The sequence below is a fragment of the Bradyrhizobium sp. 147 genome (genome assembly GCF_023073935.1).
Classification (GTDB): domain Bacteria; phylum Pseudomonadota; class Alphaproteobacteria; order Rhizobiales; family Xanthobacteraceae; genus Bradyrhizobium.
In genome coordinates this window covers 122357-146804 of the sequence record NZ_JADPKL010000055.1, presented here as the reverse complement: position 1 = coordinate 146804, position 24448 = coordinate 122357, and the positions used below count along the sequence as shown (strand labels likewise).

Genomic DNA, 24448 nt, shown 5'->3' with positions numbered 1-24448 from the left:
AAAATCTATGTCTAAAGCGTTTTCGAGCGAAGTGGACGCCGGCTCGCGTAGAGACAACGCGTCAAAGCAAAAATCTGAATACGAGGTCGCCGTCGTCGGCGGCGGGCTGCTCGGCTCCGCCATTGCCTGGGGCCTCGGCCGGCTCGGCAAAAAAGTCGCGGTGCTCGACGAAGGCGACATCGCCAAGCGCGCCTCGCGTGCGAACTTCGCGCTGGTCTGGGTGCAGAGCAAGGGACTCGGCATGCCCGCCTATACCGTGTGGACCGTGCAGGCGTCGCAGGCGTGGAGCCGACTTGCGTCGGAGCTGAAGCAGCAGACCGGGCTCGACGTCTCTCTTCAGCAGAATGGCGGCTTCCATCTCACCCTCGGCGAGGACGAATTCGGCCAGCGCACCGAGCTGGTCAAGCGCATGCACAACCAGGTCGGCGCGGCCGACTACAAGATGGAGATGCTCTCCGCATCCGAAGTGAAGAAGTCGCTGCCGCTGATCGGCCCCGAAGTTTCCGGCGGCAGCTATTGCCCGCTCGACGGCCACGTCAATTCGCTGCGCACGTTCCGCGCCTTCCACACCGGCTTCAGGGCGTTCGGCATCGATTATTTTCCGGAACGTCCGGTGTCGGCGATCAGCAAGAGCAGCGGCGAATTCCGCCTGACCACGCCGAAGGGCGAGCTGCGCGCCGCGAAGGTCGTGCTTGCCGCCGGCAATGCCAACCGGACGCTGGCGCCGATGGTCGGGCTCTACGCGCCGATGGGCCCCACCCGCGGCCAGATCGTGGTGACCGAGCGCACCATGCCGTTCCTGCCACATCCGCTGACCACGATCCGCCAGACCGACGAGGGCACGGTGATGATCGGCGACAGCAAGGAGGACGAGCTCGACGACCGCGCGCTGAAGCATTCCATCAGCGCCGTGATGACCGATCGCGCGCAACGGATGTTTCCGCATCTGTCGCGGCTCAACGTTATCAGAAGCTGGGCCGGAATTCGCGTCATGCCGCAAGACGGCTTTCCGATCTACGACCAGTCGGAGACGCATCCCGGCGCCTTCGTCGCCTGCTGTCATTCCGGCGTGACGCTCGCCTCCAACCACGCGTTCGAGATCGCGCGCATGGTGGCGCAGGGCGCGCTCGAGCCGGAACTGGTCGGCGCGTTCTCGGCGAGTCGTTTTGGCGGTGCGGGCGCTGCGAACCACAGCGGTTATTAGAAAATAGGAGGGTCGATTTTGAATCGATGCTGGCCCAGAGCTCAAATCACCTCTCCCGTAGGGAGAGGTCGGATCGCATCGAAAGATGCGATCCGGGTGAGGGGTTACGGTCTTACCGGGCGCTGCGGCCCCTCACCCGGATTGCACTGGACGATGCTTCGCATCGCCAGGCGCAATCCGACCTCTCCCCGTTGGGGAGAGGTGAAGCCATCGCGGCCGCACCTGATTTTCCTATGCTCCACCAAGTTCAGAGAAGGAGCCAAAGGGGCATCCCATGTTTAGACGATCCGAACAGGACAAACGGCCACAAGTGCAGATTTTCGTCGATGGCGCTGCCGTTGCAGCACGTCAGGGCGACACTGTCTCTGCGGCGCTATTGGCCTCCGGCGTTGATGCGCGGCGGTCCACCGCAGTGAGCGGCGCGCTGCGCCTGCCCTATTGCATGATGGGGGTTTGCTTCGACTGCCTCGTCACCATCGATGGCATCGGCAATCGCCAGGGGTGTCTCGTGCCCGTCGCAGAGGGCATGAGAATCGAAATCCAAAAGGGCAAGCGGGAGATCGGCAAATGACTGTGGCTCCCAAGCGCGAAGCCTACGACGTCGTGGTGATCGGCGCAGGTCCGGCCGGCCTCGCGGCCGCTGCAACGTCAGCCGAAGCCGGCCTGTCGACGCTGCTGCTCGATGAGAATATCGGTCCGGGCGGTCAGGTTTTCCGCGCCATTGGCTCGACGCCCTTGACAGAGCGCAATCAGCTCGGCGCCGATTATTGGGCGGGCGCCGATCTCGTGCAGGCGCTGCGCGCCAGCAATGCCGAGGTCCTCCATCGCGCGACGGTCTGGAGCCTCGATCGCAACCTCGAGATCGCCGTCTCGATCGGCGGGGCCTCTGCCTTCGTCACGGCGCAGCGCGTGATCCTCGCGACCGGCGCGCTGGAGCGGCCGTTTCCAATTCCCGGCTGGACGCTGCCCGGTGTGATGACCGCGGGCGCCGCGCAGACGATGCTGAAGTCCTCGGCGCTGGTGCCTGACGGACGCACGGTGATCGCAGGGCAGGGGCCGCTGCTCTGGCTGCTCGCCGCGCAGATCCTGCGCCTCGGCGGCCGCATCGACCGCATGCTCGACACGACCGAGCGCGGCAATTATTTCGCCGCGCTGCCGCATGCCTTCGCCTTCCTGACCTCGCCCTATTTCAGCAAGGGGCTATTCATGATGCGCGAGGTGAAGGCGAAAGTGCAGGTCGTCTCCGGCGTCACCGAGCTCTCTGCATCCGGCGACGGTCAGCTCGCGAGCGTGAGCTATGTCGCCGGCGGCAAGCGCGAGACCATTCCTTCGGATCTGTTGCTGCTGCATCAGGGCGTTGTGCCCAACGTCAATCTGGCGATGTCGGCCGGCGTCGAGCATCGTTGGGACGAGCTGCAATTGTGCTGGTCGCCGGTGCTCGATGCGAATGGTGATTCGTCGGTCGCCGGCATCGCGATTGCCGGCGACGGCGCTGGCATCGGCGGCGCGAGCGCGGCCGTGGCGCGCGGCCGCATCGCGGCGCGCGCGGCCGTGGAAGCACTGGCGCCCGCGGCTGCCGCGAAGCTCGCGCCAATGTCGGCGCTTCGTGCCGATCTCGCTAAGGCCGAGCGCGGCCGCACTTTCCTCGATACGCTGTTCCGCCCCTCGCCGCAGTTCCGCATTCCCTCGGGCGATACCATCGTCTGCCGCTGCGAGGAGGTCACCGCAAAGGACGTTCTCGACGCAGTCGCGATCGGCGCGACCGGGCCGAACCAGCTCAAGGCCTATCGCCGCACCGGCATGGGTCCGTGCCAGGGCCGGCTCTGCGGCCTCACCGTCACCGAGCTGATGGCGCAGGCCCGCGGGAAGACCCCGCAGGAGATTGGCTATTACCGGCTGCGCGCGCCGGTGAAGCCGATCACGCTCGCCGAGCTCGCCGCCGTTCCCAAGAGCGAGGCCGACGTCAAGGCGGTGGTGCGCGGATGACCAGAAACGTGGATGCAATCGTCGTCGGCGGCGGCATCCACGGATGCTCGACCGCGCTGCATCTGTGCCTTGCCGGCATGAAGCCGGTGCTGATCGAGAAGGATTATGCCGGCCGTCACGCGTCCGGCGTCAACGCCGGCGGCGTGCGTCAACTCGCCCGGCACATCCCCGAGATTCCGCTCTCAATACGCTCGATGGGGATTTGGGAGAGGATCTCGGAGCTCGTCGACGACGATTGCAGCTTTGAAAGCTACGGCCAGGTCCTCGTCGCGGAGAACGAAGAGGAGCTGGCGGTCTGCCGCGCGCGCGTGGCCGAGCTCAACGCGCTCGGCTTCACCCATGAGGAGCTGATCGATGCGGCCGAGTTGCGGCGCTTGGTGCCGGCCGTGGCCGAGACCTGTCCCGGCGGCGTGGTGTCGCGCCGTGACGGCGCGGCCAATCCGGCGCAGACGATGACAGCCTTCCGCCGCAAGGCCGAGCAGCTCGGTGTCGTCGTGCGCGAGGGCGAGGCGGCCGGCAACATCCGCCGCAGCGGCGGTCTCTGGCACGTCGATGTCGGCCCGGACACCTATGCCGCACCGGTGCTGGTCAACGCGGCGGGCGCCTGGGCCGGGAAGATCGCCGCCGCGCTCGGCGAACCCGTTCCGGTCGAAACCGTGGCGCCGATGCTGATGATCACCTCGCGCGTGCCGCACTTCATCGATCCCGTCGTGATCCTGCGCGGCCGCAAATTGTCCTTCAAGCAATTCTCGAACGGCACCGTGCTGATCGGCGGCGGCCATCTGGCAACGCCGAACCTGGACCGCAACGAGACGGTGCTCGACTGGAAGAGCCTCGCCATCAGCGCCCGCACCGTGTTCGAGCTGTTTCCGGTGATGCGCAGTGCGATGATCGTGCGGGCCTGGGCCGGCATCGAGGCCAGGATGAAGGATGACATCCCCGTATTCGGCCCGAGCTCACGTCACGTGGGCCTCTATCACCAGTTCGGCTTTTCGCTGCACGGCTTCCAGCTCGGCCCCGGCGCCGGCGCCGTGATGGCGGAGCTGATCGTCAACGGCGGCACCCAGACCCGCGTCGGCGATCTCGGCATTGACCGCTTCCATCCTTCCACGCTCTAGAACAAGAGGACATCATGAGCATCACCCGCAGCATCCGCACGCCCATCATGCACCGCGCCGTCGAAGCCAATGGATTCGTCTTCCTCGGCGGCACCATCGCCGACGACACCTCGGTCTCGATGGGCGACCAGACCCGCAACATCCTCGGCAAGATCGCCAGCTATCTGAAGGAAGCGGGAACCGACAAGAGCCGAGTGGTCAGCGCCTCGATCTTCGTCACCGATCTGTCCAAGAAGAAGGAGATGGACACGGCCTGGACCGAGTTCTTCGGCGACAATCTGCCGACCCGCGCCACGGTCGGCGTCGCCGATCTCGGCGGCGGCGCGCTGATCGAGGTGGTGGTCACCGCCCTGAAGGGCTGATCGTGCAGACCGATAGGGACGTCAGCGCTCGCCGCGCTGTCGTCTCCTTGAAACTGCGGCTTGAATCTGCACTTCTGCCGCACGGTTCTGGTGAAGATTTTCAAAAGCCCGACGCCCTGCCCCCAGCGCGTCGGGCCGAAAGATTGACTATCGATCGGTGATCCCAATGCCATTGTTGTGACGCGTATCTCACCGCTTTTCCATTCCGGGAAACTACCGCGTCGGAACCGCTACGCTCTGCCGCCGGGTTCCAACGCCTCGCCGATCTCCAGCGGGTGGGCCATGGTCTCGTGCAGCGCGTCGCGATCGAGCTCGCCTTCGGAGATGCTGATGACGACGCAGGCAACGCCATTGCCGATCAGATTGGTCAATGCGCGGCACTCGCTCATGAACTTGTCGATGCCGACCAGGATCGCGATCGACTGAATCGGGATGTCGGGCACGATCGAGAGCGTCGCGGCGAGCGTGATGAAGCCGGCGCCGGTGACGCCCGAGGCGCCCTTCGAGGTGATCATGGCAATGCCGAGAATACCGAGCTCCTGCCAGAAGGTCAGATGGGTGTTGGTCGCCTGCGCCAGGAACAGCGTCGCCAGCGTCATGTAGATGTTGGTGCCGTCGAGGTTGAAACTGTAGCCGGTGGGGATGACCAGGCCGACGACCGAGCGCGAGGCACCGAGATGCTCCATCTTCTGGATCATCTGCGGCAGCACAGTCTCCGAGGACGAGGTGCCGAGCACGATCAGCAACTCGTCCTTGATGTAGGCGATGAAGCGCAGGATCGAGAAACCGGCGAACCGGGCGATCGCACCGAGCACGATCAGCACGAACAGGATGCTGGTCAGGTAGAACGTGCCGATCAGGGCGGCGAGGTTGAGCAGCGAGCCGAGACCGTAGGCGCCGACGGTGAACGCCATCGCGCCGAAGGCGCCGATTGGCGCCACGCGCACGATGATGCGGATGATGCCGAAGAACATTTTTGCGGCCTTGTCGATCGCGTCCGCAATGGGCTCACCGGCCTTGCCGAGGAAGGCGATGGCGAAGCCCGACAGGATCGAGATCAACAGCACCTGAAGCAGGTCGCCCCGCGCGATGGCGCCCAGATAGCTGTCGGGGATGATCGCCATCAGATGGGCGACGATGCCCTCTTCCTTGGCCTTGGTGACGTAGGTGGCCACCGATTTCGGATCGATCGTGGCGGGATCGATGTTGAAGCCACGCCCGGGCTGGAGAATCTCGCCGACGAGCAGACCGACCGCGAGCGCGACGGTCGAGACCGTCTCGAAATAGATCAGCGACTTGAGCCCGACCCGGCCGACGCGCTTGAGATCGCCCATCGAGGAGATGCCGTGCACCACTGTGCAGAAGATCACCGGTGCGATCATCATCTTGATCAGCGCAATGAAACCGTCGCCGAGCGGCTTCAAGGCCTTGCCGAGATCGGGATAGAAATAACCGATCAGCACGCCGAGCGCGATCGCGATCAGGACCTGGACGTAGAGGATCTTGTACCAGGGCTGATGCCGGCGGCGGACGGCTGGCTGGACCGCGACTTGTGTCATATTGTACGCCCCGGAACGTATCGATTTTGCTTGATTTGCATCATGTGATGGCCGTGGCGGAAGCGACAATCACATTTTTGTCGGATCGCACGACGATCGACCGCTGCACCGCAAGTCGGGGGAAACATGTCGACAACAGGCTCCGAAGAACGCGTGCAAGGCTATTTTCCGCGATGGAAACTCAAGACCTCGGGCGTGATCATGCCGGAGGAGCGGCTGTCTTGGGGTCAGACCGTTGTCTCCGGTCTCCAGCATTGCGTCGCAATGTCGGGATCAACGATCATCGCGCCGCTACTGATGGGGTTCGATCCCAATGTTGCGGTCCTGTTTTCCGGCATCGGCACGCTGATCTTCTTCGTCATCGTCGCAGGACGCGTGCCGAGCTATCTCGGCTCGAGCTTCGCATTCATCGCCGTCGTCATCGCTGCCACCGGCTATGTGGGGCAAGGGCCGAACCCGAACCTGTCAATTGCGCTCGGCGGCATCATCGGAGCCGGAGTGCTGTACGGCCTGATTGCGCTGATCGTGATGTGGTCTGGGGTTGGCTGGGTCGAGAAGCTGCTGCCGCCGGCTGTCACCGGCGCCGTGGTCGCTGCGATCGGGCTCAACCTTGCGCCGGTGGCGGTCAAGGCTGTGAGCGCCGGCACGTTCGACACCTGGATCGGGCTTGCGACCGTTCTGATTATCGGCGTGGTCGCCGTTGCCGCGCCGGGCCTGTGGCGCCGCCTGCCGATCATTGCCGGCGCCATCGGCGGATATCTTTTGTACTTGCTGTTCGCGAACGGACTCGGTTTCGGCAAACCGATCGACTTCGCGCAACTCTCGGCCGCGCCGTGGTTCGGCCTGCCCAACTTCACCGCGCCGAGCTTCCATGCCGATGCAATTTTCCTGATCGCGCCGGTTGCGATCGTTCTCGTCGCCGAGAACCTCGGTCACATCAAGGCCGTCGGCGCCATGACGGGCCGGAGCCTCGATCGCTATCTCGGCCGCGCCCTGTTGGCCGACAGCCTCGCGACCATCGTGGCGGCCTGCGGCGGCGGCACCGGCGTCACCACCTATGCCGAGAATATCGGCGTCATGGCGGCGACGAAAGTCTATTCCACCTTGTTGTTTGCGTTCGCGGCCACGGTGTCGATCCTGCTCGGCTTCTCGCCGAAATTCGGCGCGCTCATCCTGTCGATTCCAGGTCCGGTCATCGGCGGCCTCTCGATCGTGCTGTTCGGGTTGATCGCGGCGATGGCGGGACGGATCTGGGTCGAGAACAAGGTCGACTTTGCAAATCCCGCGAACCTGATTACCGTTGCGGTGGCGCTCACGGCAGGCGCCGGCGATCTTACGCTCAAATTCGGTGCGTTCACCATCGGCGGAATCGGTACCGCAACCTTTGGCGCCATCATCCTGTATCAGATTCTGACCTCGCCACTCGCACGCCGCGCCGAGCGGATCGAAGTAATGCGCTGAGGGATGGAACAAAAAGCCAGTTCCGCCGATGATCAAGCATCCCGGAGAGAACTCATGCCGCAAACCTCAACCTCCTTTCCCTCGCGCCTCGTGGGCCAATACGCGCTGGTGACCGGCGCCTCGCAAGGCATCGGCCGCGCCGTCGCCATCCGGCTCGCCCAGGAAGGCGCGACCGTCGCCATCAATTATTTCGATCATCCTGAAAGGGCCGAGGAGACGCTTGCGCTGGCGCGGACGGCATCGGGCGATCGGGGTCATGGCAGGCTCGATCACATCATCGTCAAGGCCGATGTCGGCAACGAGCAGGACATCGGCGCGATGTTCGAGACGGTCCTGGCGCGCTGGAAGCGCCTCGATTGCCTGGTCAACAATGCCGGCTTCCAGCGGGAATCGCCGAGCGATGCGCTCGACGTCGAAACCTATCGTCGCATCATTGACGTCAATCTCAATGGCGCCGTGCTTTGCGCCCAGAAGGCGCTCGCGCATTTCGTCGCCCGCGGCGGAGGTGGGAGTATCATCAATTGCTCCAGCGTCCACCAGATCATCCCAAAGCCCGGCTATCTCGCTTATTCGATCAGCAAGGGCGGCATGGGTAATCTGACGCGTACGCTGGCCCTTGAATTCGCCGGCCGCGGCATTCGCGTCAATGCGGTTGGACCCGGCGCGATCGACACGCCGATCAACGCGGCGTGGACCGGTGATCCCGAGAAGCGCGGCGTCGTCACCTCCCACATTCCGCTCGGACGTGTCGGCACGCCGGAAGAGATCGCCGCGGTGTTCGCCTTCCTCGCCTCGGATGATGCGAGCTACATCACCGGACAGACCATCTATGCCTGCGGAGGCCTGACGCTGTTCCCCGAATTCCGGGAGAATTGGGCGAGTTGAACGTCAGCTTGGGAGCGTGCGCATCTGCGGCGGCCCGACCCGGTTGCAACGATTAGATCGTGGTCGCGAGGCGAGCCTCCTCGCTGGCGTGCTGGCCACCAATGCCCGCGCGGCAAAGGCGGTCGGAGCCGGGTAGGGGTCTGCGGCGCCGTGTGCTATCGATCGTGGACGACGCTGCCGCTAGTGGCGAGCGCCGACACATGAAGGCTCCGTGACCACAACCATAAACATCAATGCCTACAGTGACGCGCTGGTGGTCCTCGGCACTGCCGGCGTCGTGGTGCCGATCGTCCGCCACTGGGGCATCAATCCGGTGTTGAGCTATCTCGGTGCCGGTGCCATCCTCGGCCCGCTCGGACTCGGCTCGCTCGTTCAGGACCTCCCGTTCCTGTACTGGTTCACCGTTGCGGACGCGCAGAACGTTGAAGGCATCGCCAATCTCGGCGTCGTGTTCCTGCTATTCCTGATTGGGCTCGAGCTGTCTTTCAGGCGGCTCGTGACGATGCGGCGCCTGGTGTTCGGGCTTGGCGGCCTGCAGGTGCTGGCGACGTCTGCGATCATTTTCGGCGCGACGCTTCTCGCGGGGAAGAATTCCCATACCGCCGTGATCCTCGGCGCAAGCCTTGCGCTGTCCTCGACGGCTATCGTGCTTGAGCTTCTGTCCAGCGACAGGCGGCTCGCGACCATTGCGGGGCGCGCCAGCTTCTCGGTGCTACTGGCCCAGGACCTCGCAGTGGTTCCCATTCTCGTGTTCGTCTCGGTGCTCGGCGCGGGCAGCGACGGCTCCGTCGTGGCGCACATCTCCAGTGCGATCTTGAAGGCCGTAGTGGCGGTCGCTTTTCTTATTCTGATCGGACGGCTGCTGATGCGTCCGCTGTTCCAGATGGTTGCGGGCACTCATTCGATGGAGTTGTTCGTCGCGGCGACCTTGTTCGTCATCGTCGGCGCAGGCCTTGCCGCGCACCAAGCCGGCCTATCGATGGCGCTCGGAGCATTTGTTGCAGGACTGATGCTGGCTGAAACGGAGTATGGCAAGGCCATCGAGGCCACCGTCGAGCCATTCAAGGGCCTGCTGCTAGGCATCTTCTTCTTCACCGTCGGCATGGCCATCGATGTCCGCGTGTTCATGCGCGAGCCTGGTTGGTTGCTGGCCGCCGTCATCGGGGTTCTGACCGGCAAGGCGATCATGCTCATCATCCTGGGCCGCCTCTTCAGGCTCTCGTGGCCGTCGGCGATCGAGGTCGGCTTCCTGCTGGCTCCTGTTGGCGAATTCGCTTTCGTAAGCATCGGGATGGCGGCGGCGCTCGGCCTGATCGAACCGCGCGTGTCGAGCTTTGTCGTCGCCATCACCGCCGCAACGATGGCATTGACGCCGTTTTTGGGCATGCTCGGGCGACGATTGGCCGCGAAACTGGGTGGCGAGCGAACCCTCGATCCCGAACTGAGGGTTCGGCCGCCCGGCGACCGGGCGCAGGCCATCGTGGTCGGCTACGGCCGCGTTGGAAAGGTCGTCTGTTCGCTGCTGACCAGCCACGGCCTAAACTACATCGCGGTCGACAACGAAGCAGTCGCCGTGGCGCGCGACCGCCGCGATGGTCATAAGGTCTATTTTGGTGATGCGACAGAACCGGGCTTTCTCGAAGCCTGCGGCCTGATGCAGACGACCGGTGTGATCATCACCATTCAGTCGCGACCAGCAATCGATGCTGTCGTCGAGCGGATCCGCGCCGTGCGGCCGGACGTGCTGATCGTCTCACGTGCGCGGGACGCCGATCATGCCCGTCACCTCTATGCGATCGGCGCAACCGATGCGGTGCCGGAAACCATCGAGGCAAGCCTGCAACTTTCCGAAGCGGCACTGATCGGCCTCGGAGTCGCGGTCGGGCATGCGATCGCCTCGGTGCACGAGAAACGGGACGAATTTCGGCTGACATTGCAGCAAGCCGCCCGCATTGCAGCAGAAGAGAAAACTCGTCTGCTCGATAGCACAGGGCGCCGGTCCCCGAGATAGCCACCTCTCCAGGCCGTGCGCTGCGGACCATCATCATCTGGCAAAACCCGCCCGCACGAACTACATCTGCGTCATGACAAGTGCTCCGCTGCCAAACCTTCCGCTCCAGGATTTCATCGGCCGACACGAACGTCTGTTCGTGCTGACCGGCGCGGGCTGTAGCACCAATTCGGGCATTCCCGACTATCGCGACAGCCACGGCAATTGGAAGCGCACCCAGCCGGTGAATTTCCAGGCCTTCATGTCGCACGAGCATACGCGCCGGCGCTATTGGGCGCGCAGTCTGATCGGATGGCGGCGGTTCGGCCAAGCCAAGCCGAATGATGCGCATCATGCGCTGGCCAGGCTCGAGGCGAACGGCCGGTGCGGGATGCTGCTGACCCAGAACGTCGACCGGCTGCATCAGTCCGCCGGCCACCGGCAGGTGATCGACCTGCACGGCCGACTCGATCTGGTCCGCTGCATGGGCTGCGGCTGCAGGACGCCGCGCGATGAGTTTCAGCACGCGCTTGGCCGCGCGAATCCGGCCTGGCTGACGCTCGATGCCGCCGATGCACCTGATGGCGACGCCGATCTGGAGCACGAGGAGTTTTCGTCCTTCGAAGTGCCGGCCTGCGAAACCTGCGGCGGCATCCTCAAGCCCGACGTCGTGTTCTTCGGCGAGAACGTCCCCCGCGATATTGTCGCCACCGCGCACGATCATCTGGCGCAGGCCGACGCCATGCTGATCGTCGGCTCCTCGCTGATGGTCTATTCCGGATTCCGCTTCGTGCAGGCTGCCGCGGAGCGCAAAATTCCGATTGCAGCGGTCAATCTCGGCCGCACCCGCGCCGACGATCTCCTGACGCTAAAGGTCGAGGAGCGCTGCGAGTCGGCGCTTGCATTCCTGCTCTGATCGCGCAGGCGTCGAACACGTCTTGCCTATTGCATAGGTGCCAAGCAGAATAGCCGGGCGTGGCGTTGTCCTCGTCGTCCATGGCATGGAAATTGCTGCGCTTTCGACCTCAGTCTTGACGATCAGCGCGGAGAATTTGGAATGCTTGAGGGAGCCGAGGTGCGGCTTGCCGTCGATATCGGTGGCACATTCACCGATATCGTGCTGGACGTGGGCGCGGCGCGCAAGACGCGCAAGGTGCTGACGACGCCGCAGCGGCCCGAGCAGGCGGTGCTGGACGGCATGCGCCTCATCCTCGCTGACGCGCGCGCGCATATCAGCGACATCGACGTCTTCATTCACGGCACCACGCTCGCGACCAATGCCATCATCGAGCGGCGCGGCGCGAAAACCGCGCTGATTGCGACGGAGGGCTTTCGCGACGTGCTCGATATCGGCACCGAGAGCCGCTACGACCAATATGACCTCAGCATCGACAAGCCGAAGCCGCTGGCGCCGCGCAGTCTGCGCTTCACCGTCCCCGAGCGTATCGACGCGCACGGTGCCGTTCGGCTCCCGCTGGACGAGACTTCTGTGCGCGCGCTCGCGCCGAAATTGCGTGAGCGAGGCGTCGAGAGCGTCGCGATCGCCTTCCTGCACTCCTACGCCAATCCCGAGCACGAACGCCGCGCTGCCGCGATCCTGGGCGAGGAGATGCCCGGCATCTCCGTGACCGTGTCGTCGGCCGTGTGTCCGGAAATTCGCGAGTATGAGCGGACCTCCACCGCGGTTGCGAACGCCTATGTGCAACCCCTTATCGACGGCTATCTGGCCCGCATGGCGGACGCCTTGCACGTCGAGCAGTTCCGCGGCGCCATCTATCTGGTCACCTCCGGCGGGGGCGTCACCTCGATCGAGACGGCGCGGCGCTTTCCGGTGCGTCTCGTCGAGTCCGGTCCGGCTGGCGGAGCGATTTTCGCGGCGCAGATCGCGGCGCGTCTTGGCGAGACCAAGGTGCTGTCCTTCGACATGGGCGGCACCACCGCAAAGATCTGCCTCATCGAGAAGTATCAGCCTGAGACCTCGCGCGTATTTGAGGTCGATCGCGCCGCGCGCTTCCTCAAAGGCTCCGGCCTGCCGGTGCGCATCCCCGTGATCGAGATGGTCGAGATCGGCGCCGGCGGCGGCTCGATTGCCCATGTCGACGCGATGAAGCGCGTCACCGTGGGTCCGGAAAGTGCGTCATCGGAGCCGGGGCCGGCCTGCTACGGCCGCGGCGGCCAGCGTCCGGCCGTGACCGATGCGGACGTTGCGCTCGGCTTGATCGATCCCGACGCCTTTGCGGCGGGTACGATCAAGCTCGACCCCGAGCTTTCCAAACAGGCGCTGCTGCGCGATGTCGGCGAGCCGCTCGGCCTGTCCGCGGAAACCGCCGCCTATGCCGTGCACGAGGTCGTCTGCGAGAACATGGCAAGCGCGGCGCGCGTGCATGCGGTCGAGCGCGGCGCCGTGGTCGGCCAGCACACGCTGATCGCGTTCGGTGGCGCTGCACCGTTGCATGCGGCGCGCGTCGCCGAGAAGATCGGCGTCTCCCGGGTGATCGTGCCATCGAATGCCGGTGTCGGATCAGCCGTCGGATTCCTGGCGGCGCCCATCGCTTACGAATTGGTGCGCAGTCGTCATGTCCGACTCGATGATTTCGACACCGAGGCGGTCTCCGATCTCTTGCAGGAGACGGCGACCGAAGCGCGTGCGCTGGTCGAACCCGGCGCCGCCGGTGCGCCCGTGCGGGAGCGGCGCGCCGCCTTCATGCGCTATGTCGGCCAGGGCCACGAGATCTCGGTCGAGCTGCCGAACCGGCGGCTGACGACCGCCGATCTCGCCGGCCTGCGCCAGAAATTCGAGGCGGATTATGCTGCGATGTTCGAGCGGCCGATCCCGGGGGCGGCGATCGAGGTGTTGAGCTGGTCGGTGCTCGCGACCACCGAGGCGCGCAATCCAGCTGCGGTCGCGGCCGTCGCGCGCAAGCCCGCCGGAAAGGCGGCCGGCAGCCGCAAGTTCTTCGACGGCCGCGCAGGCGAGGTGATCGAGATCCCGCTCTATCGCCGCGAAGACATGGCGCCCGGCGCGACCATTGCAGGCCCTGCCGTGATCGCGGAGGACGAGACCTCCACCTTCGTCTCGACCAGTTTTGACGCCCATATCGACGGTGCCGGTAGCATCGTCATGGAACGAAAGGCGGCCTGATCATGAGCAAGGCAAGCGGCGCGAGCCTGATCGACCTCCAGATCATGTGGCACCGGCTGATCGCCGTGGTCGAGGAGCAGGCGCAGGTCCTGCTCCGTACCGCCTTCAGTCCAATTGTGCGCGAATGCGGCGACCTCTCTGCCGGCGTGTTTGACCTCAAGGGCCGCATGCTGGCGCAGGCGGTGACCGGCACGCCCGGCCACGTCAATTCGATGGCAGAATCTGTCAAGCACTTCATCGCGCACTTCCCGCTCCAGACGATGAAGGAAGGCGACGCCTACATCACCAACGATCCGTGGATGGGCACCGGCCATCTCAACGACTTCGTCGTCACCACGCCGTGCTTCAAGGATGGCAAGGTCGTCGCACTCTTCTCTTGCACCAGCCATCTCATGGACATCGGTGGCATCGGTTTCGGTCCCGATGCCACCGACGTGTTCATGGAGGGGCTCTACATCCCCATGCTGAAGCTGATCGATCAGGGCGTCGTCAACGAGACGCTGATGGCGATGATCCGCACCAACACGCGGCTGCCTATAGACACCGAGGGTGATACCTATTCGCTCGCGGGCTGCAACGACGTTGGTTGCGAGCGCCTGGTCGAGATGATGACGGAGTTCGGCATCGATACGCTCGACGAGCTCGGCGACTACATCTGCGAACGCTCGCGCGAGGCCGTGCTGGCCGAGGTCGCGAAACTTCCGAAAGGAAGCTGGCGCAACACCATGGTTGTCGACGGCTATGACGCGCCGGTCACGCTTGTCGCGACCTTGACGATTTCGGACAAAGGCATTCACGTCGATTTCGACGGCACCTCGGCCGCCTCCAAGTTCGGCATCAACGTGCCCTTGTCCTATACCACGGCCTACACCGTGTTCGGCCTCGGCTGCGTCGTTGCCTCGCAGATCCCGAACAACGCCGGCTCGCTCTCGCCGCTGACGGTGTCGGCGCCGGCGGGTGCGATCCTCAATGCGCCGAAGCCGGCGCCGGTGGCCTCGCGCCACATCATCGGCCAGATGTTGCCCGACGTCGTGTTCGGCTGCCTGCGCCAGATCATCCCCGAGCGCGTGCCGGCCGAAGGCACCTCGTGCCTGTGGAATCTCAACGTCCGCGGACAGACCCGAAGCGGCGCCGGCGGCAATTACGGGTTCTCGATGGCGGTGACCTCCAATGGCGGCACCGGTGCGCGCTTCGACAAGGACGGGCTGTCGGCCACCGCCTATCCCAGCGGTGTGCGCGGTACGCCGGTCGAGATCGCAGAGACGCAGACGCCTTTGATCTTCTGGCGCAAGGAGCTGCGTCCGGATTCCGGCGGAGCAGGGCGCACCCGCGGCGGGCTCGGTCAGATCATCGAGGTTGGCAGCGGCGTCGATGCCCCGTTCGACATTCTTGCCGCGTTCGACCGTATCGATCATCCGCCGCGCGGGCGTGATGGCGGCGAGGACGGCGCGGCCGGCTATGTCGGCCTGAAGTCTGGAAAGAAGCTGCGGGGCAAGGGCTTTCAGCAGGTGCCGCCCGAGGATCGGCTGGTGGTGCTGACACCGGGCGGTGCCGGGATCGGCGCGCCCGTCGAACGCGATCGAGCGGCCGTCAAGGACGACGTCGAGAGCGGCCTCGTGTCTGCCGATAGCGCGATTGCAGTTTACGGGTACACACGGTGACGCGTCAGGCGTCGCGCGCGTAGCGAACGGAGGGGTGCAATGATCACGCGACGAAGCTTCACCGCGGGCGCAGCGACGCTGCTTGCGGCCGGCCACATCTCCACTCGCGCCCGGGCGGCGGGCGTGAGCTGGGACATGTCGACGGTCTGGCCTGACGGCAATTTCCACACCCAGAACGCTTTTGCCTTCGCCGAGGAGGTGAAGAAGCAGAGCAGCGGCACTGTCAACATCACGGTGAAGGCCGGCGGCCAGCTCGGCTTCAAGGGCCCCGAGCATCTGCGCGCCGTGCGCGATGGCCTGGTGCCGCTCGCCGACGTCCTCAACATCCAGCAGGTCGGCGACGAGCCCTTCATGGGCGTCGAGAGCATCCCCTTCCTGTGCGGCTCGATGGACGAGCTGAAGGTGCTGCACAAATATGTGCGGCCCGAATACGAGAAAGTCGTCACCCGCAACAACCAGAAGATCCTCTACATCGTGCCGTGGCCGACGCAATATCTGCATCTCAAGGTCAAGGTCGCCAACGTCGAGGGCCTGAAGAACATCAAGATCCGCGTCCCCGACAAGAACGCCGTCGACATGCTGAACGCGATCGGCATGGCCGCGGTCATGATTCCCTGGGGGGAGACCATCCCTGCGCTCGCTTCCGGCGCAGTGGCCGGCGTTTCGACGTCGTCAGTGTCGGGTGTCGACGGAAAATTCTGGGAGTTCCTGAAATACGTCTACCCAACCAACCACGTCTGGTCGTCGCAGATGCTCACCGTCAATCTCGATTCCTGGAAAGCGCTCAGCGCCGATCAGCAGCAGCTCATCGGCGGCATCGCCGCCAAGATGGAGCCGGGCTTCTGGGCCAACTCGCTCAAGGCCGATGTAGACAGCCTCAATCGTCTGAAGGAGGGCGGCATGGAGGTGGTGCCGGTCTCGGACGCGATGATGACCGAAATTCGGGCCAAGACCGCGCCGCAGCTCGATGCTTTCCTCAAACGCGTGCCGGCAGCCGACAAGCCGGTGCGGGCTTATCTCGCCGAAATGAAGCGTGGCTGATGGTGAAGGCGTCGTGAGCGTCTCGCCCGAAGCTCCGCAGAGCCTCAATGCAACGGCGCCGGCGCCGCTGCGCATCCTGCTCGACGGCATCGACCGCCTCGGCCGGCTCGACGGCTGGATTGGCGGCGGCTGTCTGTTGATGCTGGCCCTGCTGATGCTGTGCGAGGTCGCAACGCGCTTCCTCTCGAACTTCCTGTCGTTTTTCCCGCCGTCGATCTCGATCGCCTGGGAATACTCGTCCTATCTGATGGCGGCGTCCTTCACTTTTGGCGCCGCGATGACGCTGCGTGGCGGCGGTCACATCCGAGTCGTCCTGCTGCTCAAGAACGCGCCGGCCTTGGTGCAGCGCGTACTCGAAGTCCTGTCGGCGGCTGCCGGCTTCGCTTTCATGGCGTTCCTGACCTCAGCGATGGCGAAGTTTGCCTTCGGTGCCTATGTGCGCGGCCAGGTCTCGACATCGAGCGATACGCCGCTGTGGTTTCCACAAGCCGTCGTCACCTTCGGCATGCTGCTCTTGACGCTTCAGTTCCTGGCGCGCGCGATCCAGGCCGTGCTCGGCCTGCCGCTAGAGGATCACCGCATGAAGGCCTCGCCCGTAGAATGATCGCTCACGCGCCAGCCTCCGGACAGCGGATCCCATGACCATCGAAGTCGTTGCCCTTTTCGTGATCCTGTTCGCGTTGCTGGCGTGCGGCGTGTGGATCGGCCTGACGCTCGCGCTCACCGCGACGCTGCTGCTCGCGATGTTCCGCTCGATCCCGCTCGACAAGCTGCTGCCGCAATATGCCTGGAACATCCTGACCACGCAGGAGCTGCTGGCGCTGCCGCTGTTCATCCTGATGGGCGAGCTGTTGTTTCGTACCCGCTTGTCGCGTTCGCTGTTTCAGGGACTCGCGCCGTGGGCTGGGCTTTTGCCCGGTCGCCTGCTGCATGTGAACGTGATCGGCTGTACCATCTTCGCCGCGATCTCAGGCTCGTCGGCCGCGACCACGCAGGTGATCGGCCGCATGTCGCTCAACGAGCTGCTGCGCCGCGGCTATTCGCGCGACATCGCGATCGGCTCGCTCGCCGGCGCCGGCACGCTCGGCTTCCTGATCCCGCCGTCCAACATCATGATCATCTACGGCGTGCTCGGCGATGTCTCGATTTTGAAACTGTTCACCGCCGGCGTGCTGCCCGGCTTCTTGCTCGCCGCCACCTTCATGGCCTGGGTGATGCTGCACACGAGCCTCAACCGCAGCATGGTGCCGGAGACGGAAGCAAAGCTTTCGCAGGTGCCCTGGAGCGAGCGCTTTGCGGCGCTGAAGGATCTTGCGCCGGCCCTGTTCCTGATCGGCTGTGTGCTCGGCTCCATGTATGGCGGCCTCGCAACCCCGTCGGAAGCTGCGGCTGTCGGCGTCCTCGGCGCCGCGCTTGTCGCATGGGCGCAAGGAGCGATGTCGCGGCAGGTGATGCGGGACGTGCTGATCGGCTCGGTGGTCACCTGCTCGATGATTGCGCTGATCGTGCTCGGCGCCTCGATCCTCGGCAACGCGGCTGCCTTCCTCGGCATCCCACAGGCGATTGCCGCCTTCGTGAAGGGCTTGGGCCTGTCGCCCTTCATGCTGATCGTGGTGCTGGTCGTCTTCTATCTCGTCCTCGGCTGCTTCCTCGACGGCTTCTCGATGATCGTGATGACGCTGCCGATCGTGCTGCCGATCGTGAAGGCGGCGGGCTTCGATGAGATCTGGTTCGGCGTCTTCCTGGTGCTGGCCGTCGAGATGGCGCAGATCACCCCGCCGGTCGGCTTCAACCTGTTCGTGATCCAGGGCCTGACCGAAGATGGTCTCGGCTACATCGCCCGCGTGACGATGCCGTATCTGATGATCATGATCGGCTTCGTGCTGCTGCTGACGCTGTGGCCCGGCATTGTCACGCTGCTGCCGCGGGTGCTCTACGGATAGATCGTGCCGTCCCGGCCGGTGCCGGGACGGCATTGCGACGCCTCAGGCTTACGCCGCGGCCTTCTTCCGCGCGAGCTCGGCCTTGTACAGCTCGAACTCCTCCGCGATCGCGCGTGCGATCGACGGCCGCTGGCGCAGGCGCTCGTAATAGGCCTTCAGGTTCGGCCATTTCGCGAGCTCGATCGGCGGCGTCGCCATGGTCCAGTTGATCACCGTGACGAGATAGGCATCAGCGACACTGAAATGGTCGAGCAGGAATTCACGTCCCTTGAGATGATTGTCGAGATAGTCGAGCCGCGACAGGTTCTTCTCCAGCGCATAGGCCTTGGCCTCCTGCGGCGCCTTGCGGTCGAGCAAGGGGACGAACAAGGCCTTGTGTAGCTCGGTGCCGACAAAGCAGAGCCATTGATGCAGCCGCGTGCGCTCGATACCGGCGGCGGCGGCGAGGCCGGATTGCGGAAAACGATCGGCGACATATTGCAGGATCGCGGCGTTCTCGGTCAGCACCACGCCCTCGTCGGTGCGCAGAGTGGGCACGAGGCCAATCGGGTTCACGGTGCGGAAGTCGGAGCCGTCGTTCAGCACTGTCTTGGTCGGCGGATCGACTTCGAGATAGCTCGCTTCGGCGCCAGCTTCGTACAGCGCGACGCGGGTCGCCATCGAGCAGGCGAGCGGCGAGAAATAGAGATCCATCTGTAGCCTCCTGGGGCAATTCGTTCTGGGGTGTCGCTCAACCTGGCCAGATTGATTTTTATACTGTCTTGCATAATATAAGACCGGTCAAGGATTATCTTGCGAAATGGTACAAAAATCGAAGCCGCCGGTTGCTGCCAGCGGACCCAAGCGCCGCGGCCGGCCGCGTGCCTATGAGCCCGGCGTCGCGCTTGGCAGGGCGCTCGACCTGTTCCGCAAGCAGGGCTTTGCCGCGACCTCGCTGGACGATCTCAGCGAAGCCACCGGCATGAACCGGCCGAGCCTCTATGGGGCGTTCGGCGACAAGCGCGAGCTCTACATCAAGAGCTACCAGCGCTACCGGGAGGAAGCGCGCGCGTCGATGGCGGAGATCTTTCGCCAGGAGATGCCGGTGCGCCAGCGCCTGGAGCACATCTTCGCGTCCGCGCTAAACATTTATCTTTCGGGCGACACTGGTCCGCGAGGCTGCTTCACGGTGGTGACTGCGGCATCCGAGGCAGTGAGTGATCCCGAGATCCGCGCCATGGTGCTCGACGGTCTCACCGAGCTCGACAAGGCCTTTGCCAGTTGCTTCCGCCGCGCCAAGGAGAAGGGCGAACTGCCTGATAGCGCCGAGCCGGCGGTGCTGGCGCAGGTCGCATCCGCGACCGTGCACACGATCGCCATCCGCTCCCGCGCCCACGTTCCGCGCAAGGAGCTGGAGGCGATCGTCAGCGGCGCGATCGACCTGATGGTGGGGATCGGGGTCAAAAACTGAGCCGTCCGGTGCAGGCCGGGACGACATCGAGGGTGAGGCGCGGTCGTGCGTCTTGCCAAACCGGACGGAGCGCTAATACCCTCTCGCCCGATTCACCACGTTCTCCAGCACGCCGCCCGCTTCGAACCGCGCAATCTGCTCGGCGACGTAGGCCGAGATCGCATCCGCGTCAGTGTCGGCCGCATTGTGCGGCGTCAGCAGCACCTTGGGGTGGGCCCAGAACCGGCTATCCGCTGGCTGCGGCTCCTGGACGAAAACGTCGAGCGAGGCGGCGCCCAGCGTGCCGTCATCGAGGCAGGCCAGGATGTCGGCTTCGTTCTGCAAGCCGCCGCGGCCGGCGTTGATCAGCACCGGCGCGCCGAGCGGGCTCTTACGGTTGAGCTTTGTGAAGACGTCGCGGTTGAGGATGCCGTGCGTGTCAGGCGTCAGCGGCAGCAGGCAGACCAGGATGTCGGTCGTGCGCAGGAACGCGTCCATTCCGGCTGCGCCGTGGAAGCATTCCACGCCCTCGATCGCGCGCGGGCTGCGGCTCCAGCCGGTGACGCGGAAGCCGAGCCGGCGCAGCACGGCGGCCGCATCACTGCCCAGCGTGCCGAGCCCCATGATGCTCACTGTGACCGCGCTTGCAGGCCATTGATAAGTCGGCTCCCAGCGCTTCTCGCGCTGGCACTGGCGCAAATAGAGCTCCTGGCGATGGTGCATCAGCACATGTAGCACGACATATTCAGTCATGCGGTTGGTCAGGTCGGGCACTGCGACGCGCACCAGCGGCACATCGGGCAGGCTCCTGTCGGCCATCAGCGCGTCCACGCCGGCGCCCAGATTGAAGATCGCACGCAGATTGGGGAAGGCACCGAGATCGCCCGGCACCGGTTTCCACACGGCGGCATAGTGCACCTCGGCCGGATCGAGCCCCGCATCAGGCAGCAGCACCACGCGACGGCCGCCGCAGACCGTCTCGAACCGGGCCTTCCAGCGCTCCGGCAGCCAGTTCTGCTGCGTGCTGTTGATCAGGACGGCCAGTGTGCCCAGGGTCATTCGAAGTGCCTCGTCGAGTTCCGCTTGAGAAGGCCCTCCTTGGCACGATCTACCGGATTTTTCTTGCAAATTTTTTCCGCAGCCCTGTCGGGGCGAGGCATATTGGCGCGTCTTTAGAACAGACGAGGGAAGTGTCGCCTATGCTTTATGCCATTCTTTGCTACCACGATGAGGACTTCGTCGGCTCCTGGAGCAAGGACCAGGACGAGGCCGTGATGAAGAAGCTCGCCGTGGTGCAGGAGAAGCTCACCAAACAGGGCCGGCTCGGGCCGGTGGCGCGGCTGTTGCCGACCACCGCGGCGGCGACGCTGCGCAAGGAAGACCCGCCGCTGGTGCTCGACGGCCCCTATGCGGAGACCAAGGAGCAACTCCTCGGCTTCTACATCGTCGACTGCAAGAACCTCGACGACGCGCTCGACGTCGCCCGCGATCTCGGCGCTGCCAATCCCGGCGGCGCCTATGAGGTGCGTCCCGTCGGCGTGTTCAGGCCCGGAGGGAATCTGACGTGAGCGAGGCCGACACCGCCTGGATCGAGACTGCGCTGACCTCGGCGCGCCCTCAGGCGGTCGGGGCGCTGCTGCGCTATTTCCGCGATCTCGACACCGCCGAAGAGGCCTTTCAGAACGCCTGCTTGCGCGCGCTGAAAACTTGGCCGCAGAATGGCCCGCCGCGCGATCCCGCGGCCTGGCTGATCATGGTCGGCCGCAACGTCGCGATCGACGAGGTCCGCCGCGCCCGCAAGCAGCAACCGCTGCCGGACGACGACCAAGCGATCTCCGATCTCGACGACGCCGAGGGCGCGCTCGCGGAGCGGCTCGACGGCTCGCACTACCGCGACGATATTTTGCGGCTGATGTTCATCTGCTGCCATCCGCAACTGCCGGCGACGCAGCAGATCGCGCTGGCGCTGCGCATCGTCTGCGGCCTCACCGTGAAGCAGATCGCGCGCGCCTTTCTGGTTTCGGAGGCCGCGATGGAGCAGCGCATCACCCGCGCCAAGGCAAAGGTCGCCGACGCCGGCGTACCCTTCGAAGCGCCCGGCGCGGTCGAGCGTTCCGAGCGGCTCGCCAGCGTCGCGGCGATGATCTACCTGATCTTCAACGAGGGCTATTCGGCGAGCGGCGATACCGCGGAGCTCCGCAAGCCGCTGTGCGAAGAGGCGATCCGGCTGGCGCGGCTGCTGCTGCGGCTGTTTCAGAGCGAGCCGGAGATCATGGGCCTGACGGCGCTGATCCTGTTGCAGCACGCGCGCAGCGCCGCCCGCTTTGCCGCGGATGGGTCGCTGATCCTGCTGGAGGACCAGGACCGTTCGCTCTGGAACGGCACCATGATCGCGGAGGGCCTTGCCCTGATTGACAAGGCGATGCGTCACCGCCACAGCGGGCCCTACCAGATCCAGGCCGCGATCGCCGCGCTGCATGCGCGGGCATCGACGCCAGAGGAGACCGACTGGGCGCAGATCGACCTGCTCTACGGCGCGCTCGAAGTGCTGCAGCCCTCGCCGGTGGTGACGCTCAACCGCGCCGTCGCGGTCTCCAAGGTGCGCGGACCTCAGGCCGCGCTGGACCTGATCGAGCCGCTGGCGCCGAAGCTTGCCAACTACTTCCATTTCTACGGCGTGCGCGGTGCCTTCCTGATGCAGCTCGGCCGCAACGACGAGGCCCGCATCGCCTTCGACCGCGCCATCGCGCTCGCCAACACCTCAGCGGAAGCCGCCCACATCCGCATGCATCTGGATCGCCTGATCCGGGACAGCCAGCCGAAGCCGAAGGAAAGCGCCAAGGCGAAATAGGGCGCAAACCGTCGCGGTCGTCATGTCCCGGCTTGTCCCGGGCAGCCCAGTCTTGCCATCGGCGAAGAACGTCGATGGCCGGGGCAACGCCCGGCCACGACGTGGGGTGGGCAGCGTGCCAAAAATTTCGTTTCGATCTTGTCGGCCGGGGCCTCGCTCGTTCGTCCTATGCGTGTGTCCCGGGAGCCCATCCATGCTGAAAGCCATTGCCGTCATCGCAATCGTCCTCGCGGCCGGAATTGCGGCCGTGCTGGTCTTTGCCGTGACGAAACCCGACACATTCCGTGTCGAGCGCACTCTCGCCGTGAAAGCGCCGGCCGACGCGATCTATCCGCAGGTGGCCGATTTCCACCGCTGGACCGCCTGGTCGCCCTACGAGAGCCGCGATCCCGCCATGAGGCGGACCTTCGGCGGAGCCGCGGAAGGTAAGGGCGCGAGCTATGCCTGGGACGGGAACAACAATGTCGGCGCCGGCCACATGGAGATCCTCGAGGCGAACGCGCCTTTGAGGCTCCGCATCAAGCTTGATTTCGAGCGCCCGCTCGAAGGCCATAACAGCGCCGAGTTCACCTTTGTGCCGCAAGGTGATGCCACACTGATCACGTGGGCGATGTATGGTCCGGCCCCGTTCCTGTCCAAGCTGATGCAGGTGTTCATCAACATGGACAGCATGATCGGCAAGGATTTTGAGGCCGGCCTCGCCAGCCTGAAGAAGCTCACTGAGAAGCAATAAGTCTCACAGGAAGCGAAGAGGAGAGAAACGATGCTCAATCCCTATCTGTTCTATCAGGACACCTGCGAAGCTGCGTTCAACTATTACGTCAAGGTTCTCGGCGGCAAGATCGATGCCATGATGCGCGCCTCGGACGCGCCGCCGGAGGTGCCCGCCTCGCCCGGGCGCGAGAAGATGATCATGCATGCGCGAATGTCGCTGCCCGACGGCAGCGTATTGATGGCCTCCGACGCGCCGCCCGAGCATTTTCAAAAGCCACAGGGCTTTTCGATCTCGCTCACGGTCAAGGACCCCGCGGACGGCGAGCGCAAGTTCAACGCGCTCGCCGACGGCGGCAGCGTCACCATGCCCTACAGCAAGACGTTCTGGGCCAAGGGTTTTGGCATGTGCGTCGATAAGTTCGGCATTCCCTGGATGGTGAACTGCCCGGCGGAAGGAATGTGACGGGCGCGATCGCCCACATGGTCGATTGAATGTGATCCCCTCTCTCCAAAGCCGCGGGAGAGGGGACACATAATGGATCGTACGGAGCGTGGAGCCGCTCCGTCAGGCGCGGATCGGCCGTTCATCCTCTCATCGGATTGATCCGGTCACGTCCGCGCCCGGCGGCGACGCTTGCACTCAGCGAGGGCAAATCACGAGCTTCGTGCCGAGCTGCCTGTTATTGTCCGCTTCGATCTCGTCATGGACCGCCCACCACGCCTCGGAGTATGGCCGCAGGGTGCCGAGCACGCGTTCCCGCTCCCGATTGGGATCATTTGCCGCGGGGACGGGATTCGTTGCGTGCCGTTTCGCGATTTGAGGGCGGTTCGGGCGTTGTTGGGGTCTTGGCCGAGGCTATCCCACGCGATCGGGCGACGCTCCTGCGCCGGTGCGACTGCGCATCCGGGAAAACTTGCATCGCGTCGGTCAAATGGAACTTAAGGCAAACCAGTGGGCCGGCATGGCCGAGGAATGAATTGGCGATTCGCATCACTTTGCGCGAGCAGTGCGGCCGCTTCGTGAAACGATGCGGACTGCATCGCACAACAATTGACGCAATATTGGGCTGTGCTCTGCACGTCAGAATCGTTATTTGTGAGT

Annotated in this window: 22 protein-coding genes; 19 read left to right on the top strand and 3 right to left on the bottom strand. The window is 64.7% G+C overall.

The genetic code is table 11. The annotated features are described in order from the left end of the window. Positions 1–7: 7 nt before the first annotated feature. The 5 genes from IVA87_RS13060 (at position 8) to IVA87_RS13040 (ending at position 4670) form a co-directional block, all read left to right on the top strand. Positions 8–1204, top strand: a complete 1197-nt coding sequence (locus tag IVA87_RS13060) for an FAD-dependent oxidoreductase (RefSeq protein ID WP_247301496.1) — start codon at positions 8–10, stop codon at positions 1202–1204. Between the two features lie 274 nt (positions 1205–1478). Next, a complete protein-coding gene (locus IVA87_RS13055) occupies positions 1479–1775 on the top strand; it encodes a (2Fe-2S)-binding protein (protein WP_247280232.1) in 297 nt (98 codons plus the stop codon). Continuing rightward, a complete protein-coding gene (locus IVA87_RS13050) occupies positions 1772–3190 on the top strand; it encodes a (2Fe-2S)-binding protein (RefSeq protein WP_247301499.1) in 1419 nt (472 codons plus the stop codon). The genes IVA87_RS13055 and IVA87_RS13050 overlap by 4 nt, the downstream gene beginning before the upstream one ends. Beyond that, entirely contained in the window at positions 3187–4308 is a 1122-nt protein-coding gene (locus IVA87_RS13045; protein WP_247301500.1) for an FAD-dependent oxidoreductase, read from the top strand. The genes IVA87_RS13050 and IVA87_RS13045 overlap by 4 nt, the downstream gene beginning before the upstream one ends. Positions 4309–4322: 14 nt before the next feature. Beyond that, on the top strand, positions 4323–4670 hold the full coding sequence (locus IVA87_RS13040) for a RidA family protein (RefSeq protein WP_247301501.1): 348 nt from the start codon (positions 4323–4325) through the stop codon (positions 4668–4670). Between the two features lie 230 nt (positions 4671–4900). Here IVA87_RS13040 and IVA87_RS13035 read toward each other — a convergent pair whose 3' ends face one another. Then, positions 4901–6229, bottom strand: a complete 1329-nt coding sequence (locus tag IVA87_RS13035; RefSeq protein ID WP_247301502.1) for a dicarboxylate/amino acid:cation symporter — start codon at positions 6227–6229, stop codon at positions 4901–4903. Positions 6230–6355: 126 nt separating this feature from the next. Here IVA87_RS13035 and IVA87_RS13030 point away from each other — a divergent pair, with 126 nt between their 5' ends. The 9 genes from IVA87_RS13030 to IVA87_RS12990 all read left to right on the top strand — a co-directional run bounded on the left by IVA87_RS13030 (position 6356) and on the right by IVA87_RS12990 (position 18352). Then, positions 6356–7690, top strand: coding sequence for a solute carrier family 23 protein (locus IVA87_RS13030; RefSeq protein ID WP_247301503.1), 1335 nt, complete (start codon positions 6356–6358; stop codon positions 7688–7690). Between the two features lie 54 nt (positions 7691–7744). Next, on the top strand, positions 7745–8575 hold the full coding sequence (locus IVA87_RS13025; protein ID WP_247301504.1) for an SDR family oxidoreductase: 831 nt from the start codon (positions 7745–7747) through the stop codon (positions 8573–8575). Between the two features lie 211 nt (positions 8576–8786). Further along, on the top strand, positions 8787–10586 hold the full coding sequence (locus IVA87_RS13020) for a cation:proton antiporter (protein ID WP_247333763.1): 1800 nt from the start codon (positions 8787–8789) through the stop codon (positions 10584–10586). Between the two features lie 73 nt (positions 10587–10659). Next, entirely contained in the window at positions 10660–11481 is an 822-nt protein-coding gene (locus tag IVA87_RS13015; protein ID WP_247333762.1) for an NAD-dependent protein deacetylase, read from the top strand. Positions 11482–11622: 141 nt separating this feature from the next. Beyond that, positions 11623–13707, top strand: a complete 2085-nt coding sequence (locus IVA87_RS13010; RefSeq protein ID WP_247301507.1) for a hydantoinase/oxoprolinase family protein — start codon at positions 11623–11625, stop codon at positions 13705–13707. 2 nt (positions 13708–13709) lie between these two features. Then, the gene (locus tag IVA87_RS13005) at positions 13710–15368 is read left to right on the top strand and encodes a hydantoinase B/oxoprolinase family protein (protein WP_247301508.1); all 1659 of its coding nucleotides are present in this window, start codon (positions 13710–13712) and stop codon (positions 15366–15368) included. 39 nt (positions 15369–15407) lie between these two features. Then, on the top strand, positions 15408–16409 hold the full coding sequence (locus IVA87_RS13000; RefSeq protein WP_247301510.1) for a TRAP transporter substrate-binding protein: 1002 nt from the start codon (positions 15408–15410) through the stop codon (positions 16407–16409). Then, positions 16402–17013 carry a TRAP transporter small permease gene (locus IVA87_RS12995; RefSeq protein ID WP_247301512.1) on the top strand — a complete coding sequence of 204 codons (612 nt, stop codon included), beginning with the start codon at positions 16402–16404 and terminating at the stop codon, positions 17011–17013. The genes IVA87_RS13000 and IVA87_RS12995 overlap by 8 nt, the downstream gene beginning before the upstream one ends. A 34-nt stretch (positions 17014–17047) precedes the next feature. Further along, positions 17048–18352 (top strand): TRAP transporter large permease subunit, encoded by a 1305-nt coding sequence (locus IVA87_RS12990; RefSeq protein WP_247301513.1) that lies wholly within the window; start codon positions 17048–17050, stop codon positions 18350–18352. A 48-nt stretch (positions 18353–18400) separates the two neighbouring features. Here IVA87_RS12990 and IVA87_RS12985 read toward each other — a convergent pair whose 3' ends face one another. After that, positions 18401–19045, bottom strand: coding sequence for a glutathione binding-like protein (locus IVA87_RS12985; RefSeq protein WP_247333761.1), 645 nt, complete (start codon positions 19043–19045; stop codon positions 18401–18403). 106 nt (positions 19046–19151) lie between these two features. On the opposite strand from IVA87_RS12985, the gene IVA87_RS12980 reads away from it, so the two are divergent. Then, entirely contained in the window at positions 19152–19802 is a 651-nt protein-coding gene (locus IVA87_RS12980) for a TetR/AcrR family transcriptional regulator (protein ID WP_247301515.1), read from the top strand. Between the two features lie 72 nt (positions 19803–19874). Here the strand turns inward: IVA87_RS12980 and IVA87_RS12975 are convergent, their stop codons facing one another. Next, positions 19875–20840 (bottom strand): glyoxylate/hydroxypyruvate reductase A, encoded by a 966-nt coding sequence (locus IVA87_RS12975; RefSeq protein ID WP_247301517.1) that lies wholly within the window; start codon positions 20838–20840, stop codon positions 19875–19877. A 140-nt stretch (positions 20841–20980) separates the two neighbouring features. Between IVA87_RS12975 and IVA87_RS12970 the strand changes: the two genes are divergently transcribed. The 4 genes from IVA87_RS12970 to IVA87_RS12955 all read left to right on the top strand — a co-directional run bounded on the left by IVA87_RS12970 (position 20981) and on the right by IVA87_RS12955 (position 23809). Beyond that, positions 20981–21349: a YciI family protein gene (locus IVA87_RS12970; RefSeq protein ID WP_247301518.1), complete on the top strand. Its 369-nt coding sequence runs from the start codon at positions 20981–20983 to the stop codon at positions 21347–21349. Further along, the gene (locus tag IVA87_RS12965) at positions 21346–22632 is read left to right on the top strand and encodes an RNA polymerase sigma factor (protein WP_247301520.1); all 1287 of its coding nucleotides are present in this window, start codon (positions 21346–21348) and stop codon (positions 22630–22632) included. The genes IVA87_RS12970 and IVA87_RS12965 overlap by 4 nt, the downstream gene beginning before the upstream one ends. Positions 22633–22825: 193 nt before the next feature. Next, a complete protein-coding gene (locus tag IVA87_RS12960) occupies positions 22826–23365 on the top strand; it encodes an SRPBCC family protein (RefSeq protein WP_247301521.1) in 540 nt (179 codons plus the stop codon). Between the two features lie 30 nt (positions 23366–23395). Beyond that, entirely contained in the window at positions 23396–23809 is a 414-nt protein-coding gene (locus IVA87_RS12955) for a VOC family protein (protein ID WP_247301523.1), read from the top strand. Positions 23810–24448: the final 639 nt, after the last annotated feature.

What these genes read in the sequence shown, in the direction of transcription:
- IVA87_RS13060 (WP_247301496.1), top strand. Translation starts at nt 8, where the DNA reads ATGTCTAAAGCGTTTTCGAGCGAAGTGGACGCCGGCTCGCGTAGAGAC.
- IVA87_RS13055 (WP_247280232.1), top strand. Translation starts at nt 1,479, where the DNA reads ATGTTTAGACGATCCGAACAGGACAAACGGCCACAAGTGCAGATTTTC.
- IVA87_RS13050 (WP_247301499.1), top strand. Translation starts at nt 1,772, where the DNA reads ATGACTGTGGCTCCCAAGCGCGAAGCCTACGACGTCGTGGTGATCGGC.
- IVA87_RS13045 (WP_247301500.1), top strand. Translation starts at nt 3,187, where the DNA reads ATGACCAGAAACGTGGATGCAATCGTCGTCGGCGGCGGCATCCACGGA.
- IVA87_RS13040 (WP_247301501.1), top strand. Translation starts at nt 4,323, where the DNA reads ATGAGCATCACCCGCAGCATCCGCACGCCCATCATGCACCGCGCCGTC.
- IVA87_RS13035 (WP_247301502.1), bottom strand. Translation starts at nt 6,229, where the DNA reads ATGACACAAGTCGCGGTCCAGCCAGCCGTCCGCCGCCGGCATCAGCCC.
- IVA87_RS13030 (WP_247301503.1), top strand. Translation starts at nt 6,356, where the DNA reads ATGTCGACAACAGGCTCCGAAGAACGCGTGCAAGGCTATTTTCCGCGA.
- IVA87_RS13025 (WP_247301504.1), top strand. Translation starts at nt 7,745, where the DNA reads ATGCCGCAAACCTCAACCTCCTTTCCCTCGCGCCTCGTGGGCCAATAC.
- IVA87_RS13015 (WP_247333762.1), top strand. Translation starts at nt 10,660, where the DNA reads ATGACAAGTGCTCCGCTGCCAAACCTTCCGCTCCAGGATTTCATCGGC.
- IVA87_RS13010 (WP_247301507.1), top strand. Translation starts at nt 11,623, where the DNA reads ATGCTTGAGGGAGCCGAGGTGCGGCTTGCCGTCGATATCGGTGGCACA.
- IVA87_RS13005 (WP_247301508.1), top strand. Translation starts at nt 13,710, where the DNA reads ATGAGCAAGGCAAGCGGCGCGAGCCTGATCGACCTCCAGATCATGTGG.
- IVA87_RS13000 (WP_247301510.1), top strand. Translation starts at nt 15,408, where the DNA reads ATGATCACGCGACGAAGCTTCACCGCGGGCGCAGCGACGCTGCTTGCG.
- IVA87_RS12990 (WP_247301513.1), top strand. Translation starts at nt 17,048, where the DNA reads ATGACCATCGAAGTCGTTGCCCTTTTCGTGATCCTGTTCGCGTTGCTG.
- IVA87_RS12985 (WP_247333761.1), bottom strand. Translation starts at nt 19,045, where the DNA reads ATGGATCTCTATTTCTCGCCGCTCGCCTGCTCGATGGCGACCCGCGTC.
- IVA87_RS12980 (WP_247301515.1), top strand. Translation starts at nt 19,152, where the DNA reads ATGGTACAAAAATCGAAGCCGCCGGTTGCTGCCAGCGGACCCAAGCGC.
- IVA87_RS12975 (WP_247301517.1), bottom strand. Translation starts at nt 20,840, where the DNA reads ATGACCCTGGGCACACTGGCCGTCCTGATCAACAGCACGCAGCAGAAC.
- IVA87_RS12970 (WP_247301518.1), top strand. Translation starts at nt 20,981, where the DNA reads ATGCTTTATGCCATTCTTTGCTACCACGATGAGGACTTCGTCGGCTCC.
- IVA87_RS12960 (WP_247301521.1), top strand. Translation starts at nt 22,826, where the DNA reads ATGCTGAAAGCCATTGCCGTCATCGCAATCGTCCTCGCGGCCGGAATT.
- IVA87_RS12955 (WP_247301523.1), top strand. Translation starts at nt 23,396, where the DNA reads ATGCTCAATCCCTATCTGTTCTATCAGGACACCTGCGAAGCTGCGTTC.